Genomic DNA, 17,343 nt, shown 5'->3' with positions numbered 1-17,343 from the left:
CGTATCGTAAGAGTGATCGACTTTCGAACCGTTCGTCACCCGTGTCGTTTTCCCTTGCCGTGCCGGTGATCGAGGGATAACGGCAGGCGGATGGGCCTAACGGTATGGAATCGCTCCCATCACCGTACGCGATGCTGATCTTGACTGGTTCCAGAGTGACGCGAGTGACCAGCGCCACCTTGCCCGACCCTGGCCCGGTTCGGTGGGGAATGGCATGGGGCCCTGCGTCGTTATGAACCACGGATGCCCCGGATGGGGCACGCATCAGCACCGATCGGAGTGATCAATGGCGACCGTTGAGCTGACCACGGAGAACTTTGACAAGGTCACCGGCGGTGACGGCATCGTTCTCGTCGACTTCTGGGCTAGTTGGTGTGGGCCGTGTCTGCGGTTCGCGCCGGTCTACGACAAGCAGAGCGAGAAGCACGAGGACGTGGTGTTCGGCAAGGTCGACACCGAGGCGCAGGTCGAGCTGGCCGCCCGCTACGACATCCGCTCGATCCCGACCCTGATGGCGCTGCGCGACGGCGTGATCGTGTTCTCGCAGCCGGGCGCCCTGCCGGAGTCCGCGGTGGAGTCCCTGATCTCCCAGGTCCGTGCGCTGGACATGGACGACGTACGCAAGCAGCTCGCTGAGCACGCCTCCCACGAGCACTGAGAGTCTTTTGAGCAGGGCGTCCCGCTTCGCGCGGGGCGCCCTGTTCGCGTCTGTGAGCAGGGCGCTTGCAATCTTGCTCGTACACGTGTTCGAATCGGGTAATGCGTTGGGACAACCTGTCGGCTCTCCCCGTCTCGGTCGTCCCAGACCGGGCGGCGCCGGCGACACCACCCCTGCCGCTGGCGCTGCCCGGCGCAGTAGCGCGCACGTTCGACACACCGGGCTTCGCCGGCATGACGTTCTACGAGGTGCGGGCCAAATCAATCATCAACCGGGTGCCCGGCAACTCGCGGATGGGCTTCGACTGGACGATCAACCCGTACCGGGGCTGCAGTCACGCCTGCACCTACTGCCTGGACGGCGACACCCGCATCCTGATGGCCGACGGCCGCACCCGCGCGCTGCGTGACCTGGCGGTCGGCGACCGCATCTACGGCACGGTCCGCAACGGCACGTACCGGCGCTACGCGATCACCGAGGTGCTCGCGCACTGGCGCACGACGAAGCCCGGCTACCGAGTCACCCTGGCCGACGGCACCGAGCTCGTGGCCAGCGGCGACCACCGCTTCCTCACCGAGCGCGGGTGGAAGCACGTCACCGGCTCGATGGGCGGTGCCGACCAGCGCCCCCACCTGACCAGCGGCAACAAGCTGATGGGGGTCGGTCGGTTCGCGTCGCCGCCGGCCGACACGACCGACTACCGGGCGGGCTACCTGTGCGGCATGAGCCGGGGCGACGTCAGCGTCACCGACCGCGAGCCGCTCGACCGCACCCGCCGCTACCTCGCCGATGCCCCGCCGTCGGTGGCCCGGCTGGCCGCCGCGGGCCGCATGGCGGTGCCGTCGGCGTTGACCGACGACTGGCGCAAGGGCTTCCTGGCCGGCGTCTTCGACGCGGAGGGCGCGCACGACGGCACCGCGCTGCGGATCGGCAGCATCGACCGCGAGACGATCGACGAGGTCGCTTCGGCGCTGCGGGCCCTCGGCTTCGACTTCGCGGTGCGGCGCACGGGCGGCGCGCGCGGCTGGTACGTGCGGATCGTCGGTGGCCTGGTCGAGCGGCTGCGCTTCCTGCACACGACCGACCCGGCCGCGACCCACAAGCGCTCGATCGAGGGCCTGGCGCTCAAGTCCAACGTCCCGCTCGACGTGGTCAAGGTCGAGCCCCTCGGCGTCGACCTGCCGCTCTACGACATCACCACGGGCACGGGCGACTTCATCGCCAACGGCGTGGTCAGCCACAACTGCTTCGCCCGCAACACGCACACGTACCTCGACCTGGACCCGGGCCACGACTTCGACAGCAAGATCATCGTCAAGGTCAACGCGGGCGACCTGGTCCGCAAGGAGCTCTCGGCCCGCCGCTGGCAGGGCGAGCACATCGCGATGGGCACGAACGTCGACGTCTACCAGCGGGCGGAGGGCCGCTACCGGCTGATGCCCCAGATCCTGTCGGCGCTGCGCGACTTCGCCAACCCGTTCTCGATCCTGACCAAGGGCACCCTGATCCTCCGCGACCTGGAGCTGCTCCAGCAGGCCGCCGCGGTGACCTCGGTGGGCCTGTCCTTCTCGATCGGCTTCGTCGACGAGGAGCTGTGGCGGCGGGTCGAGCCGGGCACGCCGAGCCCACGCCGCCGCCTCGACGCGGTGCGCCGCCTGACGGACGCGGGCTTCCGGGTCGGGGTCCTGGTAGCCCCGATCCTGCCGGGCCTGACCGACACCGAGGAATCCATCGACCGCACAGTGGCGGCGGTCGCCGAAGCGGGCGCGGCCGGCGTCAACGGCATCTCCCTGCATTTGAGGCCAGGCACCCGCGACTGGTACGCGAGGTGGCTGGGCCGCGAGTTCCCGGAACTGGTGCCGCGCTACCGGGAGCTCTATCGGGCCGGCTCATACCTACCGAAGGACTACCAACGTGAGATCACGGCCCGGGTCCGCCAGGCAGCACGCCGACACGGCCTGGACCGCCAGGACAGCTTCGAGCCGCGCCAGCTCCCGGCCCAACCACCGGAGCCAGAGCAACTCACCCTGCTCTAGTGTTCGGTGTTCGGTAATGACCGGACACCAAACACTGTACGCTGAGGGCCATGTGTGCTGCCCCCGGGTCGAACGGCGTCGAAGAGCTTCGGGACGCCGCGCTGGCGGTCGGCTTGGAGGTTAAGGATCCGGCTGCCGATTCCGGCGCCGACCTGATCCTGGTCAACGCGGCCGGTGGGCAGATCCTGGTGCAGATCAAGCAGGTCTCGCTTGCCGCCGCGGACGGGTTGGAACGGCGACTGGGCAATTGGGAAAGCGGAGAGGTCGGTGTCCCGGTGCTGGTCGCCGACCGGATTACCGAGCAGGCGCGGGAGATCCTGAGGGCTGCTGGCTGGGGCTGGCTTGACCTTCGCGGTCACCTGCACCTCGCCGGCAAGGGCCTCTTCGTGGACGCGAACGTGCCCAGGCTCGGGCGCGTGTCGGGCCAGTCACCGCCGCTCACCGGCCGGGTGAGCGAAGAAGTGACGGCACTCATGTTGCTGCGGCCCGCGGAGCCGCCGGTTGTTCGCGAGATCGCGCGAACTCTCGCGCGGTCGGCGAGCACGGTCTCCAAGGCGGTTGCCGACCTGCGCGCCGCCGGTCTGGTCGACGGGCGGGGTAGGCCCGTTGTGCCCGACCTGTTCTGGCAACTCGCCGATCGCTGGAGGCCGGCGCGCGTGGACGTGGCGCGGACGCCCGTCGTAGGAACGGCGGGTCCGGTCAACGACGCACTCCGGCTCGGGCGCGACGACGTCGCGGCGACGACGGGCTGGGCGCTCACCGACAGCGTCGCGGCCGCGGCGTACGGCGCGCCCATCGGCATCAGAGCGGATCATCCGCCGGACTTCTACGTGCCTGACCAGACCATCCTGCGCAGGGCCGCGCAGTTGCTGGGTGCCGCGCAAAGCCATGAATCGCGTGCCGCGACGATTCGGGTTGCTCCCTTTCCGCTGGTCTGCGCCCGCCGTGTCGAACTACCGGGAGCGACCTGGCCGCTCGCGCGGCCGTTGTTCGTCGCGCTCGACCTGGCGAGCGATCCGGGTCGCGGGCGTGAGGTGCTGGCGGATTGGACCCCGCCCCCGGAGGCGGGTCCTCGTGTCTGGTAGCAATGCTCGGCCGGTCGTCGATCTGGCAGGGACGTCGATGTCGGCGCTCGTCCTCGCGATACCGGCCGTCGCGGAACGCACCGGTCGCGAGGTCACCGTCGTCGGCGGGTTGGCCGTCGTCTGCCGGCTGAGCCGGCCGTATCGAGCGACCACCGACCTGGACACCGTGCACCGGCGGCACGATGGCGAGCCCACCCAGCTCGAACTGCTGCTGAGCAGCGGCGCGTCGCGCAGCGGGCCCTCAGGAGTGTTGGTGCCGACCGCGATCGGGCAGGTCCAGGTGGACCTTCTGGAGGTGACGGACGCCGATCTTGCTCAGCTGCCGGAAGACCCCACCGATCGCCTGCACGTGTTGTCGCACGCGTGGGCGGCCGCCAGCGCGACGCTGGTGACGATCCGCGCGACCGGCCTTCCTGACCTGGCGGTACGCGTCGCCGAACCAGGGCCGCTCGTCGCCATGAAGCTTCAGTCGGTGATGAACCGCGGTCGGGCCAAGGAAGCCACGGACCTGCTCGACATCATCCGACTCTGTGTCGACCCGGTCGCCGGGCCGACGGCACTCACCCAGTTGGCGAGCAGTGAGCCGCAGATTCGAGAGGACGCTTGTCGCCATGCCAGTCGGTGGTTCGATCACCAGGCGACGAGATCGTTGCGGGTCATCCGTGCCGTGCCAGACGGCCAGGAAATCGAGATAGCCGACCTGCAGCTCGTGAGCGAACTGCTGCACAGCGTGTTGCCTGTTGGTGGAGCTGAGGGGATTTGAACCCCTGACCCCCTCGATGCGAACGAGGTGCGCTACCGGTCTGCGCCACAGCCCCGCCGCCGGACTTGCGTCTGGCGAACCGGCGATAAGGCTAACAGGTGGACCCTCCCGGCAGCGAACCAGGTCCTACGCCGTGTTGCTGCGGCGCGCTTCGTACGGGCGACCCCGCAAACCGCCCGCTCGCCGGTAGGAGACCGAGCCCGTCGCGGCCGGGGGTAGGTCGGCTGGGCGGTCCAGGCCCATGGCGGCCCGGCGGACCGCCTCGCGTTGGGCGGCCAGGCGCCGCTGCTGCTCCCGCCGGACCTCCGCCCGCCGGGCCTGCTCCGCCCGGACCTCGGCCTGGCGGGCGGCCAGCCACGCCGCCCGGCGGGCCTGCTGGCGGCGCCGCGCCCGGTCGGCGAGGGCCCGGCTGCGCAGGTGGGCCAGGTAGACGAGCAGGAGTGTGCCGGTCACCGCGACACCCACCCAGAAGCCCGGCCCGACCAGGAAGACGCCGACCAGCTCGACCAGGTTGAGCAGGATCAGCGCCGCGAGCACCCGGCGGCGGCGGTAGATCGCGGTGGCGTGGCGGCGGGCGGCCGGGCGCTGGCGGCGGGTGGGGCGCGCCATGACGCCCGGTGGGACCGCGCGCAGCCGCGGCGACCGGCGGGCAAAAGGTGGCGCGGAGACGGGTGGGGCCGAGACCGGGGGAGCGGAGACCGGCACTTCCGGGCGCAGCGGAGGGACCACCGCCCGCGAGCCGCGGATCGGGCGGCGGCCGGGCACGGTGCGACGCCGGCGGCGGCGGGACAGCACCCGCGCCGTCGACAGTGCCCTCTCCGCCACCAATCGCTCGGTGGCGTCGTACCGGCGCACGAGGGCCGGTGCCAGAGCGAGCAGCCCGGCTGCGGCGAGGACAGCGAGGAGCACCGAGGTCGGCACCCTCACCCCTCCCGTCAAGATACGGTGACAACCCGATCATGCGGATTGATGAGGTTGCCGTACATTCGTAATTCGAGGTTACGGCCGGCCACCGAACAATGTGGCGCAACGCGCCGACTTGCTCAAGATCAGGATGTGGCCGTGCGTACGCGGTGCCAGCGGGCCAGCAGGCCGCCTTCGGCCACGACCTCCTCGCTGGTCATCGCGTATCCGATGTGGTCGCGCCAGGCGCCGTCGATGTGCATGTAGCGGGGATGATAAGCCTCTTCGCGGAAGCCGAGCTTCTCGACCACCCGCCGGGACGGCTTGTTCTCCGGGCGGATGTTGACTTCGATGCGGTGCAGGCCGCCGTAGCGGAAGGCGTGGTCGACGACGAGCGCCAGCGCCGTCGGGATCACCGCGCGGCCCGCGATCCGGCCGTCGACCCAGTAGCCGACATAGGCCGAGCAGAACGCCCGGCGTACGACGTTGCCGAGGTTGATGTGCCCCACGAAGCGGTCCTCGAGGCAGACCGCGAACGGCATGCTCTCGCCCCGACGGGCCGACTTGCGCTGGTCGCGGTGCACGAACCGGTACGCCGCCACCGAGTTGAGCTCGTTCCAGTCGCCGGGCGCCGACGGCTCCCAGGGCGCGAGCCACGCCCGGTTTGCCCGGCGTACCTCTGACCAGGCCGCCGCGTCCGAGCGGCGGTAGGGGCGCAGCAGGACCGGCCCGTCACGTAGGACGGCGGGCCAGCCCGGAGCGGCGCCTAGGGGGATCACTTGCGTCTGTCCAGCAGCAGAACATCCACTGTGGAGCCGGCGGCCGCGGCGGTGACCCGCTCGCCGAGCACCACGAGGCCGTTGGCCTCCATCAGACCGGACAGCGTGTACGGGCCGCCGTGCAGTGGCTGCACGGTGTAGCCGCCGCCGCGGCGCTCGGCGACGTGCGCCGGGCGGAACTCGCGCAGGCCGGCCGGCGAGGTGACCGTGTCGAGCAGGTGGGCCCGCACGCTGGGGCGGAAGACCGGCTCGGCGCCGGCCAGGAGCTGGATCGCCGGGCGGGCCAGCACCTCGAAGCCGATCAGGGCGGCGCCTGGGTCACCGGGCAGGCAGACCACGGGCACCTCCTCCGCGCCGACGGTGCCGAATCCGAGCGTGGTGCCAGGGTAGAGGGCGACCTCCGTGAATGCCACGGGGCCCGTGCGCCCGCCGTCGCGGCGGGACAGGATGCGGCGCACCATGTCGCCGGGGCCGGTGCCGGTGCCGCCGGTGGTCAGGATGAGGTCGGCCCGCAGCGTCTGGTCCTCCAGCAGCGCGCGCAGCCCCTCGGGGTCGTCGTCGCAGATGCCCACTCGGTAGGCCAGGGCGCCCACCTCGGCCGCCGCCGCCGTCAGCGCGTGCGAGTTGGCGTCGACCACCTGGCCGGGCTGGCTGCCCCGGCCGACCTCGACCAGCTCGTCGCCGGTCGCGATGATGACGACCCGCGGGCTGGACCGGACCACCACGTGCCCGATGCCGGTGGCGGCGAACGCCGCGACCAGGGCCGGCGTGATGGTGGAGCCCGCGCGGCCCAGGACCGAGCCGGTGGCCAGCTCGTCGCCCGCGCGGCGCAGGCCGGAGCCGCGCTTCGGCGGCTGGAAGATCTCGACCGCGGCCATGCCCTGGTCGGTCCAGCTGATCGGGACGACCACGTCGGCGCCGCCGGGCAGCGGGGCGCCGGCGGCGACGGAGAAGCACGTGCCCGGGGTCAGCCGCACCGGGCGCCAGCTCGACGCGGACAGGTCGCCGATCACGTTGAGCCGCACGGAGGTGCCGCGGCCCGCGGTGGCCACGTCCTCCCAGCGGGCCGCGTACCCGTCGATCGAGGCGAGGTCGAAGGCCGGGAACGGATGCGGCGCGACGACGTCCTGCGCCAACACGTTGCCGTACGCCTGGGTGAGCTCCAGGTCGAGCGGCGGAAGTGCGCGCAGCCTGCGCAGGGCGCTGCCGAGATAGTCGGCCAGTGGGGTGAGCTCTCTGGCGGCTACCTCCGCGTCGGCTGTCTGCGTCATGAGCCGACTCCTCCCGCTCGCACGAATTCTTCGAGCCAGGAACGGAACGCCGGGCCCAGGTCTTCACGCTGACACGCGATCTGCACGACGGCCTGCAAATAGCCCAATGGCATTCCCGTGTCGTAGCGGGTGCCCCGATAGACGATGCCGTGCACCGGCGTGCCCTCGTCGAGCAGCGTCTGCATCGCGTCGGTGAGCTGGATCTCGCCACCGCTGCCCGGCTTGGTGTGGCGGATGGTCTCGAAAATCTTGCCGGGCAGGACATAGCGCCCGAGTACGGCGAGGTTGCTCGGCGCGTCCTCCGGCGCCGGCTTCTCGACGAGGCCGGTCACCTTCACCACTTCGGCGCCGGGCACCAGGTCGGCCTCGGCCGGCGCCACTGACGCGATGCCGTAGCGCTTGACCTCTTCGCGCGGCACCTCCAGGAACGCCAGCACGATGCCGCCGGTGCGCGCCTGCAGGTCGAGCATCGCGGGCAGCAGCGGCTCGGACTCGTCGACGAACTCGTCGCCGAGCAGCACCGCGAACGCGTCGTCGCCGACGTGCGAGTCGGCCATCCCGACCGCGTGCCCGAGCCCGAGCGGCTCGCCCTGCCGGCAGGTGTAGATCTCGGCGAGCTCGGCGGGCCGGCGAACGGCCGCGAGGCGTTCCGCGTCGCCCTTCTCCTCGAGCCGGCTCTCCAGATAGGGCTGGCGGTCGAAGTGGTCGACCATCGAGGTCTTGCCGCGACCGGTCACCAGCAGGATGTCGGTGATGCCGGCGGCCGCGGCCTCTTCGACGATGTACTGCAGGACGGGTCGGTCGACGACCGGCAGCAGTTCCTTGGGCACGGCCTTGGTCGCGGGCAGGAAGCGGGTGGCGAGACCGGCGGCCGGGATGACCGCCTTGACCGCGCGCCGGCGCGGCTCGCTAGACGGGGATGGCGGTCGTGGGGTCGCAGGCTCGTCCGACATTCCGCGAGACTATCCGCCCCTCGTCTGTCGCGGTGGCTGCGTCCCGCGTGACGCGCCGCCAGCAGGTCTGATCGGCTGTCCACCACCTGCTCTGGGCAGGTTGTCGTCGGGTGGAACGGCCCCCGCCGCGACCGGTATCTCGGCCACCACGGCCGACCCACCCGACGCGGTGCGGAAGCCGTCGCGTCCGGCCGCTTTCGCCGCGTACAGCGCGCCGTCCGCCGCGTTCAGCACCGCCTGCGCGGTGGCCGCGTGACTCGGGAACACCGCGATTCCAATGGAGACGGTCACGTCGATTCCGGTCGCGCCGTCGATGTCGAATGTGTCGTCGCGCACGGCGGCGCCGATCCGGCGCGCCACGATGGCCGCGCCGTCGGCGTCGGTCTCCGGCAGCAGCACCACGAACTCCTCGCCGCCCTGCCGGAACGCCAGGTCGACCTCGCGCACCACACCGCGGATCCGGTGCGCGAACTCGACCAGCACAGCGTCGCCCGCGGTGTGCCCGTAGGTGTCGTTGACCTCCTTGAACCGGTCGAGGTCGAGGGCGAGCACCGCGAGCATCCGCCCGAAGCGGCTGGCCCGCTCCACCTCGCGGCGGATCGACTCGCGCAGGTAGCGGTAGTTCCAGAGACCGGTGAGCGGGTCGGTCAACGAGAGCCGCTGCGCCTCCTGGTGCACGCGCACGTTGTCGACGGCGACCGCGGCCTGGCCGGCGAACGTGCGCAGCGTGATCAGGTCGGCGTCGTCGAACTCGTCGGAGCCCAGCCGGTCGTAGAGCGCCAGCACACCGGACGCGGTCGGCGGCTCCGGCGGTTGCACACCGGGCACCAGCGCCGGCTCCGCGACCGGGCCGGAGACGTTGAAGGGCACCACGACGTACGTGCGGCAGGGCGGCTCGAACGGCGACAGCGTGGGGCCGTCCCGGTCGACCCGGCCGCGCCGGGGCACCCCGGTCGCGGCGACGCCGCCGAGCAGGCCGTCGCCGACCGGTATCCGCCGGCCCGCGACGTCGACCGCGAGCCCGCACTGGCCGACGAGCGTGCCGGTGGCGGAGTCGAGCAGCAGTACGCCGCCCCCGCTGGCACCCGTGGCGGCCTGGGCCGTCTCCAGGATCACCTGGAGGATCCGTTGCAGGTCGTGGGTGCTCGACAGGGTGTCGCCGAGCACCGCCAGGTGGCCACGCAACTGGTCGCGGCTGGTGGTCAGGGCCCGCACGTACGCCTGCGTCTCCCGGGTCATCCGGTTGAAGGCGAGCGCCAGCCGGCCGACCTCGTCCCGGCCGCGCACCGGCACCCGGGCGGCGAGGTCACCGCCGGCCACCCGGCCGACCGCGGCGGCGAGTTCCGCCAGCGGCCGCGTCGTCGACCGGGCCAGCCACCAGGCGGCGCCGACCGCGAACAGGCCGGCCAGGACGACGGCGGCGACGAGCAACGCGTAGAGGCCCTGCGGCTGGCCGGTCGGCACGGACAGCACGAGCGGCAACGGCTGCCCGGGCGCCGGGCCGACCCGCCGCACCACCCGGCCGCCGGCGGTCTCGGCCACCGCGTCACCGCGTACCCCCGCGGCCGCGGCGACCACCGCGGGCAGGGCGCCGGCCGACTCCGTGGTGTGCACCGCGCCCGGCGGGGTGCCGCCGAGCAGCGTGACGGCGGTGCCGGTGGCGCCGGCGAGCCGGCCGATGGTGCCGGTGTCGAGGTCGTAGGTGGCCCAGATCGTGCCGAGCGGCGCGCCGGCCGCGTCTCGCGCCTCGATCCCGACGGCCAGACCCCGGAACGGGCCGGCGTCGGGAGCGGGCCGCGTGCAGTCGGCCCACGGACGGTCCGGGGAGTCGGGCGTGCGCAGCGTCTGCGCGCCGTCCGCGCCCTCGACGACGACGCCGGAGGCCAGCCCGCGCGCGACCACCTGGCCGGCGATGTCGGTCTGCCGAGCCGGGTCGGCGGTCACCGCGACCGTGTCGGCGGCGGCCTGGAGCTGCTGGCAGAGGGAGCTGACCGAGGTGCGCAGCGCGGTCGCGGCGGCGCTCAGGCGGTCCTTCGCCCGGTCCTGCGCCACCGCGCTGACGGTGCCGCCGACGAAGAGCGCACCCAGCAGCACCGGTCCCAGCACGACGGCGAGGAACGCGGCGGTCAACCGCCCGCGCAGCGTCACAACTCCCCCTTCGGACCTGCCATGCTCCGTCGAGGGTCTAACCGGGTAGGGGTCGGGAGTGTTGCGTGCCGGATTTATCGCATAGTGGGGCGACTAAGGCTGACATGCGGGCCGCAGTGCTCGCCGGGCGCCGGTCGCTGGCGCCGGCGGAACTGATCGCGGCGGCTGCGGCGGTGACCGCCACGTTGACCGAGCTCGTCAGGGAGAGCGCGCCGAGGCTGGTCTGCGGGTACGTGCCGGTCGGCAGCGAGCCGGGCGGCGCCGACCTGGCGGCGGTGGTCCGAGCGGCCCTCGGCGCGGACGCCGACCTGCTGTTGCCAGTGCTCCGCGGGGACAACGATCTCGACTGGGCCAGGTACGCGGGCACGCTCGTGCCGGCCGGACGGGGTCTGCGGGAGCCCGACGGGGAGCGGCTGGGTCTCGGCGCCGTGGCCGGCGCGGAGCTGATCGTGGCGCCGGCGCTCGCGGTCGACCGGCGCGGGATGCGGCTGGGTCGGGGCGGCGGGTCCTACGACCGGGCGCTGGCCCGCGTGCCGGCCGGCGTGCCCGTGGTCGCCCTGCTGCACGACGGGGAGTTCGTCGACCGGGTGCCGGAGGCGGCACACGACCAGCGGGTGACCGCAGTGATCACCCCGGCGGGTGGGCTGGTGCGGGTCTAGGAGGCGGCCGGAGTGGCGGCCTTGGCCGGCTCGGACTTCGGCTTCGACTCGGTCTTGGTCTCGCTCTTCGACTCCGACTTGGTCTCGGTCTTCGACTCGGAAGACTTGACCTTGGTGTCGCTGCCGGTGGACCCGTTGCGGGAGTCGGTGCGGTAGAAACCGGAGCCCTTGAACACGACGCCGACGGCGCTGAAGACCTTGCGGAGGCGACCCTCGCACTCGGGGCAGACGGTCAGCGCGTCGTCGGAGAACGACTGCACGGCCTCGAGCTGGTGTCCGCACTCGGTGCAGGCGTACTGGTAGGTCGGCACAGCTTCCTCCGGATCTTGCTGGGGCCTTTCGGCACTCAGCCTAGCTGAGTGCCAGAACAACGAGCTTCGGCAATATCAACCCCAGTGCGGGGGCTTGTCTTCCCAGAGGCGCTCGTCGTTGGTGTCGGTTCGCTCACCCCAGCCCCGATCGGTGTCGTCGGAGGTCTGCTCGGGGAGGACGAAGTCGTCGCCGCTGAGGTCGACGGGACGGTCGTCGTCGGGTGTGGCGGGCGATTGCGCGCGGTTCACGCAGGCAGCGTACCCGCGCGTTCGGTAGCGTCGTTCGCCGTGACGTACGACGACCCGAACGCCGCACCGTGGCAGCGGCCCGGCCCCGGTGGCGAACCCGGCCCGGCGAGCACGGGTGGACCCGTACCCCCGGGTGGCTATTCGGGGCCGCCGCCCACCGAGCCGCCGCCCGCGGGGTGGCGACCGCCGACCTACCTGCAGCCGCCGCCGCCCCGCCAGCTGGCTCCGCAGGACCTCGACAAGATCGAGGCGCAGGAGAAGGACGCGCGGACGGTGACGTACGGCATCGGTCTGGTCGCCGCCGCCGTCCTGGTCGTGCTGTCCTGCCTGCTCTGCTCGCGCGTGCTCTTTTAACTAGGGGACAGCGCCTTCCCAGACGGCGTGGGCTCCGCTGTCGCCGGTGAGGAAGACGTAGATCGCGGTGGCGACGGCCAGTGCGATGACCACCACGCTGAGCGCGAGGGTCACGCCGATCGGCACGTGGTGCGGTGCCCGGCGGCTGCCGCTGGTGATGAACAGCAGCACGAGCGTCACGACGCCCAAGGCGAGGGTGAACCACCAGGTGCGGTCGCCATAGCTCTGGTGCTGGTTGACCTTGTCGAGGATCTCCTGGGAGAAGCCCGCGGCGACCAGCCGGTCCCGCAGGTTCTCGCCGGACGCCTTCGCGAACCAGGCGGCGATGGGCGAGATCACCGCGAGGGCGGTGACCGCCCATCCGATCTTGCTCCGGAAGCGGGGGACCAGCGCGTAGACGACCGCGCCGAGGCAGAGCAGGGGGATGAAGACGACCGCCGCGTGGATGATCAGCGGGTGGGCCGGAATGCCCAGGATGTTGTTAAGCACGCGGCCTCCTGTGAATATCTGTGCCAGCGTACGGCCGGAGCCGCCGTTGAACAGTCCTTACGAAGGGGACACGTGGGGCGGGCGGGAAGTGGTTCAACACTTGACCAAAACGGCCCGTATCTTGAACGTTTCCAGCTTGCGTGCTTCCATTGCGGCATGTCAGAGCCGGTGGAGGACCAGGGCGCGGCCTTGCTGCGCGCCCGTGGCATGCGGGTCACGCGGCCGAGGCTCGCCGTGCTCCAGGTGCTGGGAGCCGGTGGTCACCTCGAGGTCGACGAGATCGCGACCGCGGTGCGCACCCGGCTCGACTCGGTTTCCACGCAGGCGGTCTACGACGTGCTCGGCGCGCTGTCCCGGGCCGGTCTGGCCCGGCGGATCGAGCCGGCCGGCAGCCCGGCCCGCTTCGAGGCCCGCACCGGCGACAACCACCACCACGTGGTCTGCCGCGCCTGCGGGGCCATCGCCGACGTGGACTGCGTACACGGAACGGCACCCTGCCTGGACCCGGTCGGAGCCGGCGGGTTCGTGGTCGACGAGGCGGAAGTGACCTTCTGGGGCCTCTGTCCCGCATGCCAGCGGGCAAAAGCCGCCGACGACTAGGGTTGATGCCGTGGCGGATCTGGGTTTGTTCGGGCCTGACACGGTGACGTGGCGGGTCCACGCCGAGCCCATCCTCTTCCTCGGCGGCCTGCGGTCCCTCTATCTCCAGGCGCTCCACCCGCGGGCGATGGCCGGGGTCGCGCAGAACTCGCACTACAAGGACGACCCGTGGGGTCGGCTGGTCCGCACGTCCATCTACGTCGCGACAGCGGTGTACGGGACGACGGCGGAGGCAGAAGCTGCCGGCCGCCGGCTGCGCGCCATCCACGCGAAGATGCGGGCCCGCGACCCGTTCACCGGCGAGGAGTTCCGGATCGACGAGCCGGACCTGCTGCGCTGGGTGCACGTGGCGGAGGTCGAGTCGTTCATCACCACCGCCCGCCAGGCCGGGGTGCCGCTGACCAACGCCGAGGTCGACACCTACTACGACGAGCAGCGCCGGGTCGCCGCCTTGGCGGGCCTGGACCCGTCGACCGTGCCGGGATCAGCGGCGCAGGTGGCGGCCTACTACAAGTCGATGCAGCCCGAGCTCAAGGTCACGAAGGACTCCGCCGAGGCCCTGGTCTTCCTGACGGCGCCGCCGGTGCCCTGGAAGCTCAACCCGGCTGTGCGGGCCGGCCTCGAGCTCGGCGGTCCGCGGCTGGCCTACCTGGGGGTGGCCTCGACCGCGCTCGGCCTGCTGCCGCCGTGGGCGCGCCGGCTCTACGGCGGGCTCGGCCTGCCGATAGAGGGCTTCACGGCCGGCCTGTCAGCCCGCGCCCTGCGCGCGATGCTGGCCGCCCTGCCGCGCCGCTACACCGAGGGCCCGATCTACCAGGGCGCGATGGCCCGCGCGGCCGCCGTCTCGGCCACGTAGTCGCTCGTCAGCGCCGTCAGCTCGGGATCCGATCGCCCGGCGATCACCCGGACCGTGCCCGCGACGATGTCGGCGACCTGGACGCGCGGGTCATCGTTCGAGTCGACCAGGGTCAGCTCGGCCAGGTCGGGTGCGGCGGCGCGGAGCCAGGCCACCCGGGTCGGGGTGAGCGTGCTCTGGAAGTCGTGGGTGATCCGGACCGGTCCCCAGTGCGCCACCGCGTTGACGATCGCCGGCGCGAGCAGGTCCACCGGCGCGAACGCGGGTGGGTCGGTGCGGCGTCGCTCCTGGAAAGCGCGTGCCCGGTCCTTGTCCAGCAGGGCCAGCGTCTCGTCGGCGGCCGGTGGGACGCCGGTGCGGCGGAGGTCGTCGATCGCCTGGAAGAGCACGTCCGCCGCGGTCGGGTCCAGCGGCTCCCGGGTGCGCAGCAGCGCGTTGCCCGCCATCAGGAAGCGGCGCCAGCGTGGCTCGTCGGTCACCGGCAGCGTGTCGACCCGGTCGGGTGCGTCGAGCAACTGGTCGAGCAGCGTGCGCACCAGGAACCGTGGCTTGTCGACCAGCTGCACGTAGGCGTGGCCGTGGACCGGGCCCCCGGGACCGAGCAACCAGACCAGGACCGCGCGGTGCTTCTCGCGCAGCAGGTGGTTGGCCTTGTATTCGGTGGCCGGCGACTTGATCCGGGCGCGGAGCTCGGCCATGCACTCCGCCGCGGCCGCCGACGACAGGTGCACGCTGCCGTGGGCGAACACCGTGGTCGGAGAGCTGACGAGCTGTTGGCCCTCGTAGCCGGACTCGTCGCAGGCGATCTCCCGGATCTCCGCGGCCATCCAGCCACACTCCCACAGGCGGGTCAGCCCGTGACAGCGGATTTCCGTGCCCGGCGGACGGCCAGCGCCGCGAAGACGAGCAATGCGAGCACGCCCGGCCCACAGTGGACGGCCAGCACGCCGGCCAGGCTGGGCCCGCCCCAGTCGTTCTGATAGCTCGACGGGTCGCTGAAGTCGATCACGAACGGCTCCACGGCCGCCCGCCCGACGAAATAGACCCCGAGCACGATCCCGATGACCGCCAGCACCTTTTTCATAGGGTCCAGGGTCGTGGCACCGGGCCGCACGCGACATCCGGCTGGCCACCCTTCGATGGTGCGGTCAGCCGCACCAGCTAGAGGTCCGCGCACACCTCGCGCAGGTAGCGCAGCCCGTTGCGGGCCAGGTCGTCCTGGGACGGCGCGAACGGCCGCCAGATCGACGCCGCCACCGCGATCGACTCGTTCTCGCCCGTGAAGGACTCGATGCACAGCGGGCCCCGGTAGCCCGTCAGCGCCAGCGTGCGCAGCCAGCGCGGCCAGTCGATGTGGTCGTCGCCGGGTGCGCCGCGGTCGCTGCCACTGACCTGGACGTGCACCAGGCGTGGGCCGGCGGTCCGGATGGCCGCGTACGGGTCGGCCTCCTCGATGTTCATGTGGTAGCTGTCGAGCATGATCCCGACGCTCGACGGCAGGCCCTCGACGGCCGTCAGCGTCTGCTCGACCGTGTTGAGCACCGAGGTCTCGTAGCGGTTGAGTGCCTCCAGCCCGATCCTGACCCCGCACGCGCCGGCATGCTCGGCCACCGGAGCCAGCGCGTCCCGCAGCGACGCGTAACAGGCCGTCCGTTCCGCGGGCGTCATCCGCCAGACGCGGCCGACCGCCGCGTACGCCGGGCCGCAGACGCTCGGTGCGCCCAGGACCACCGCCGCGTCCACAAGGGAGCGGAGGTAGTCCTGGGTCGCCCGTACCGTTGCCGGATCGGTGTTGACCAGGTCACGCCCGGGCGGGGTGACCGAGAGGACCGCGGCGGCGGTCAGACCGTAGGCCCCGAGCAGGTCGCGGGTCTTCTCGGGTGACCAGTCGCCGAGGTTCTCCACCGGGATCTCGATAGCGTCGAATCCCCAGTCGGCGATCTTCGGCACCAGCGAGGCCAGCGCCGCGTCGTCGACGGGAGACGTCCAGATCCAGGGGTTCGCACCGATCGTGAACATGGTGGCTACTTACCGCCCCAGTCGCCCGGGTAGCCCGGTAGGTCGCTGCATCCGCACATCGCGTAGTGCAGCGGCGGCATGCTGGGGTCGACGTACTGCGACAGGTTGGCGTCAGTGATGGTCGGCTGCGGCAGCTTCCACGGGCTGGGCACCTGCTCGCCCTTGAGGATCTTCAGGGCGGCGATCACCGGCGTACGCCACTGGTAGGTGGGGTAGGTCGGCGCGACCGCGGTGAGCTTCTGGTCCTGCCACATCCGCAGGAAGTCCTGCTGGTCCTCGCCGACGATCGCCGGGAACGGCTTGCCGGCGTCCTCGAACGCCTCCGCCGCGGCGACGGACGTGGCACCGGCGTCCATCCACACGCCGTCGATGTTGCCGAAGCGTTGGATGTAGTTGTTGACGATCGTCTTCGTCTTGGCCGCGTCGCCGTCGGTGAACTCGACGCCGACGACCTTGAGCTGCGACTTGTCGAACGCGACCTTGGCCGCGCCCCAGCGGGCCTCGAGCACGTCGACGCCGGGCAGGATGCGCAGCGCCAGCACGTTGCCGCCCGGCTTGACCTTCTCGATCAGGAACTCGGCGCCGGCCGCGCCGAACGCGTACCCGCCGATCGGGTTGATGAACGTGACCGGGCACTTGGTGTTGACGCCGCGGTCGAAGACGATCACCGGCACCTTGGCGCACGCCTGCTCGACGGCCGGGGTCAGCGTCGCGGTCGTGTTGGGCGACACGATCAGCGCGTCACAGCCCTTGCCCAGCAGGTCGGTGATGTCGGAGATCTGCTTGTCGTCCTTGCTCTCGGCGTCGGCCACCTGGAACGACTTGATCTCCGGGTGCAGCTTGACCTCGGCCTGCATGTTCTTGAACCCGACCTGGCGCCACGGGTTGCCGACACCGGCGTTCGAGAAGCAGAGGTTGTACGGGCCGGCCTTCTTGTATTTGGCGGTGTCGGCGTTCTGGGGGTTGAGCGCCTGCTCCCACGGCTTGTCCGCGGGACCGGTCGCGCTGGTCGTGCGCAGCGCCATCTCGTTGTCGTAGTCGGCCTGGACGAAGAACTCCGACGTCTCGCCGGTGCCGGCGCCCGCGTCCGCGGAGGCGCTGGCGCTCGGGTTGGTGGCCGGCACGTCGCTGGAGCAGCCCGCCACGAGCATCGCGGTGCAGCTCAGTGCGATAAGGGCAGTACCTGTTCTCTTGCGCAACTCTCCTCCTA

20 protein-coding genes and 1 tRNA gene are annotated in these 17,343 nt (G+C 71.7%); 8 read left to right on the top strand and 13 right to left on the bottom strand.

Annotated elements, in window-relative coordinates; all coding sequences use genetic code 11:
• Nucleotides 1-286 precede the first annotated feature (286 nt).
• From trxA to CHC05_RS27485, 4 genes are all read left to right on the top strand, one after another.
• Nucleotides 287-658 (top strand): thioredoxin, encoded by a 372-nt coding sequence (trxA, locus tag CHC05_RS27500; RefSeq protein ID WP_089253488.1) that lies wholly within the window; start codon nt 287-289, stop codon nt 656-658.
• Between the two features lie 101 nt (nt 659-759).
• A complete protein-coding gene (locus tag CHC05_RS27495) occupies nt 760-2,694 on the top strand; it encodes an intein-containing Rv2578c family radical SAM protein (RefSeq protein ID WP_089253487.1) in 1,935 nt (644 codons plus the stop codon).
• A gap of 50 nt (nt 2,695-2,744) precedes the next feature.
• On the top strand, nt 2,745-3,779 hold the full coding sequence (locus tag CHC05_RS27490) for a MarR family transcriptional regulator (protein ID WP_089253486.1): 1,035 nt from the start codon (nt 2,745-2,747) through the stop codon (nt 3,777-3,779).
• Between the two features lie 37 nt (nt 3,780-3,816).
• Nucleotides 3,817-4,542, top strand: coding sequence for a hypothetical protein (locus CHC05_RS27485; RefSeq protein ID WP_089253485.1), 726 nt, complete (start codon nt 3,817-3,819; stop codon nt 4,540-4,542).
• Here CHC05_RS27485 and CHC05_RS27480 read toward each other — a convergent pair.
• From CHC05_RS27480 to CHC05_RS27455, 6 genes are all read right to left on the bottom strand, one after another.
• A tRNA-Ala gene (locus CHC05_RS27480) sits at nt 4,521-4,597 on the bottom strand. The two genes, CHC05_RS27485 and CHC05_RS27480, sit on opposite strands and share 22 nt — an antisense overlap.
• Nucleotides 4,598-4,668: 71 nt before the next feature.
• Nucleotides 4,669-5,469: a divisome protein SepX/GlpR gene (gene sepX, locus CHC05_RS27475; protein ID WP_179266409.1), complete on the bottom strand. Its 801-nt coding sequence runs from the start codon at nt 5,467-5,469 to the stop codon at nt 4,669-4,671.
• 122 nt (nt 5,470-5,591) lie between these two features.
• Entirely contained in the window at nt 5,592-6,221 is a 630-nt protein-coding gene (locus CHC05_RS27470; protein ID WP_089253687.1) for a GNAT family N-acetyltransferase, read from the bottom strand.
• The gene (locus CHC05_RS27465) at nt 6,221-7,495 is read right to left on the bottom strand and encodes a molybdopterin molybdotransferase MoeA (RefSeq protein ID WP_089253483.1); all 1,275 of its coding nucleotides are present in this window, start codon (nt 7,493-7,495) and stop codon (nt 6,221-6,223) included. The genes CHC05_RS27470 and CHC05_RS27465 overlap by 1 nt, the downstream gene beginning before the upstream one ends.
• Nucleotides 7,492-8,448 carry a UTP--glucose-1-phosphate uridylyltransferase gene (locus tag CHC05_RS27460; RefSeq protein ID WP_089253482.1) on the bottom strand — a complete coding sequence of 319 codons (957 nt, stop codon included), beginning with the start codon at nt 8,446-8,448 and terminating at the stop codon, nt 7,492-7,494. The genes CHC05_RS27465 and CHC05_RS27460 overlap by 4 nt, the downstream gene beginning before the upstream one ends.
• A gap of 9 nt (nt 8,449-8,457) precedes the next feature.
• The gene (locus CHC05_RS27455; RefSeq protein ID WP_089253481.1) at nt 8,458-10,596 is read right to left on the bottom strand and encodes a GGDEF domain-containing protein; all 2,139 of its coding nucleotides are present in this window, start codon (nt 10,594-10,596) and stop codon (nt 8,458-8,460) included.
• 65 nt (nt 10,597-10,661) lie between these two features.
• Here CHC05_RS27455 and CHC05_RS27450 point away from each other — a divergent pair, with 65 nt between their 5' ends.
• Nucleotides 10,662-11,255, top strand: coding sequence for a 5-formyltetrahydrofolate cyclo-ligase (locus tag CHC05_RS27450; protein WP_425426850.1), 594 nt, complete (start codon nt 10,662-10,664; stop codon nt 11,253-11,255).
• Here CHC05_RS27450 and CHC05_RS27445 read toward each other — a convergent pair.
• Both CHC05_RS27445 and CHC05_RS41700 read right to left on the bottom strand, forming a co-directional pair.
• Nucleotides 11,252-11,566, bottom strand: a complete 315-nt coding sequence (locus tag CHC05_RS27445) for an FmdB family zinc ribbon protein (protein WP_089253479.1) — start codon at nt 11,564-11,566, stop codon at nt 11,252-11,254. The two genes, CHC05_RS27450 and CHC05_RS27445, sit on opposite strands and share 4 nt — an antisense overlap.
• A gap of 75 nt (nt 11,567-11,641) precedes the next feature.
• The gene (locus CHC05_RS41700; RefSeq protein WP_179266408.1) at nt 11,642-11,815 is read right to left on the bottom strand and encodes a hypothetical protein; all 174 of its coding nucleotides are present in this window, start codon (nt 11,813-11,815) and stop codon (nt 11,642-11,644) included.
• A gap of 39 nt (nt 11,816-11,854) precedes the next feature.
• Between CHC05_RS41700 and CHC05_RS27440 the strand changes: the two genes are divergently transcribed.
• The gene (locus CHC05_RS27440; RefSeq protein ID WP_089253478.1) at nt 11,855-12,169 is read left to right on the top strand and encodes a hypothetical protein; all 315 of its coding nucleotides are present in this window, start codon (nt 11,855-11,857) and stop codon (nt 12,167-12,169) included.
• Here the strand turns inward: CHC05_RS27440 and CHC05_RS27435 are convergent, their stop codons facing one another.
• Entirely contained in the window at nt 12,170-12,658 is a 489-nt protein-coding gene (locus CHC05_RS27435; RefSeq protein WP_089253477.1) for a DUF2231 domain-containing protein, read from the bottom strand.
• 156 nt (nt 12,659-12,814) lie between these two features.
• Between CHC05_RS27435 and CHC05_RS27430 the strand changes: the two genes are divergently transcribed.
• Both CHC05_RS27430 and CHC05_RS27425 read left to right on the top strand, forming a co-directional pair.
• Nucleotides 12,815-13,258 carry a Fur family transcriptional regulator gene (locus CHC05_RS27430; protein WP_089253476.1) on the top strand — a complete coding sequence of 148 codons (444 nt, stop codon included), beginning with the start codon at nt 12,815-12,817 and terminating at the stop codon, nt 13,256-13,258.
• Nucleotides 13,259-13,268: 10 nt separating this feature from the next.
• On the top strand, nt 13,269-14,114 hold the full coding sequence (locus CHC05_RS27425) for an oxygenase MpaB family protein (protein ID WP_425426849.1): 846 nt from the start codon (nt 13,269-13,271) through the stop codon (nt 14,112-14,114).
• Here the strand turns inward: CHC05_RS27425 and CHC05_RS27420 are convergent.
• The 4 genes from CHC05_RS27420 to CHC05_RS27405 all read right to left on the bottom strand — a co-directional run bounded on the left by CHC05_RS27420 (nt 14,069) and on the right by CHC05_RS27405 (nt 17,284).
• Nucleotides 14,069-14,941, bottom strand: coding sequence for a hypothetical protein (locus tag CHC05_RS27420; protein ID WP_089253475.1), 873 nt, complete (start codon nt 14,939-14,941; stop codon nt 14,069-14,071). The genes CHC05_RS27425 and CHC05_RS27420 overlap by 46 nt on opposite strands.
• Nucleotides 14,942-14,964: 23 nt before the next feature.
• Nucleotides 14,965-15,198: a hypothetical protein gene (locus tag CHC05_RS27415; protein WP_089253474.1), complete on the bottom strand. Its 234-nt coding sequence runs from the start codon at nt 15,196-15,198 to the stop codon at nt 14,965-14,967.
• Between the two features lie 77 nt (nt 15,199-15,275).
• A complete protein-coding gene (locus CHC05_RS27410; RefSeq protein WP_089253473.1) occupies nt 15,276-16,133 on the bottom strand; it encodes a sugar phosphate isomerase/epimerase family protein in 858 nt (285 codons plus the stop codon).
• Nucleotides 16,134-16,138: 5 nt separating this feature from the next.
• Nucleotides 16,139-17,284 (bottom strand): substrate-binding domain-containing protein, encoded by a 1,146-nt coding sequence (locus CHC05_RS27405; RefSeq protein WP_089253472.1) that lies wholly within the window; start codon nt 17,282-17,284, stop codon nt 16,139-16,141.
• Nucleotides 17,285-17,343: the final 59 nt, after the last annotated feature.

Origin of the sequence: Asanoa hainanensis, from assembly GCF_900188485.1 — a bacterium.
Taxonomy (GTDB): Bacteria; Actinomycetota; Actinomycetes; order Mycobacteriales; family Micromonosporaceae; genus Asanoa; species Asanoa hainanensis.
This window is presented reverse-complemented; position numbering and strand designations above follow the sequence as displayed.

Coding starts and splice junctions, on each gene's coding strand:
- CHC05_RS27460 (WP_089253482.1), bottom strand. CDS start 8,448: ATGTCGGACGAGCCTGCGACCCCACGACCGCCATCCCCGTCTAGCGAG.
- CHC05_RS27465 (WP_089253483.1), bottom strand. CDS start 7,495: ATGACGCAGACAGCCGACGCGGAGGTAGCCGCCAGAGAGCTCACCCCA.
- CHC05_RS27490 (WP_089253486.1), top strand. CDS start 2,745: ATGTGTGCTGCCCCCGGGTCGAACGGCGTCGAAGAGCTTCGGGACGCC.
- trxA (WP_089253488.1), top strand. CDS start 287: ATGGCGACCGTTGAGCTGACCACGGAGAACTTTGACAAGGTCACCGGC.
- CHC05_RS27405 (WP_089253472.1), bottom strand. CDS start 17,284: ATGCTCGTGGCGGGCTGCTCCAGCGACGTGCCGGCCACCAACCCGAGC.
- CHC05_RS27420 (WP_089253475.1), bottom strand. CDS start 14,941: ATGGCCGCGGAGATCCGGGAGATCGCCTGCGACGAGTCCGGCTACGAG.
- CHC05_RS27495 (WP_089253487.1), top strand. CDS start 760: ATGCGTTGGGACAACCTGTCGGCTCTCCCCGTCTCGGTCGTCCCAGAC.
- CHC05_RS27430 (WP_089253476.1), top strand. CDS start 12,815: ATGTCAGAGCCGGTGGAGGACCAGGGCGCGGCCTTGCTGCGCGCCCGT.
- CHC05_RS27485 (WP_089253485.1), top strand. CDS start 3,817: ATGTCGGCGCTCGTCCTCGCGATACCGGCCGTCGCGGAACGCACCGGT.
- CHC05_RS27410 (WP_089253473.1), bottom strand. CDS start 16,133: ATGTTCACGATCGGTGCGAACCCCTGGATCTGGACGTCTCCCGTCGAC.
- CHC05_RS27415 (WP_089253474.1), bottom strand. CDS start 15,198: ATGAAAAAGGTGCTGGCGGTCATCGGGATCGTGCTCGGGGTCTATTTC.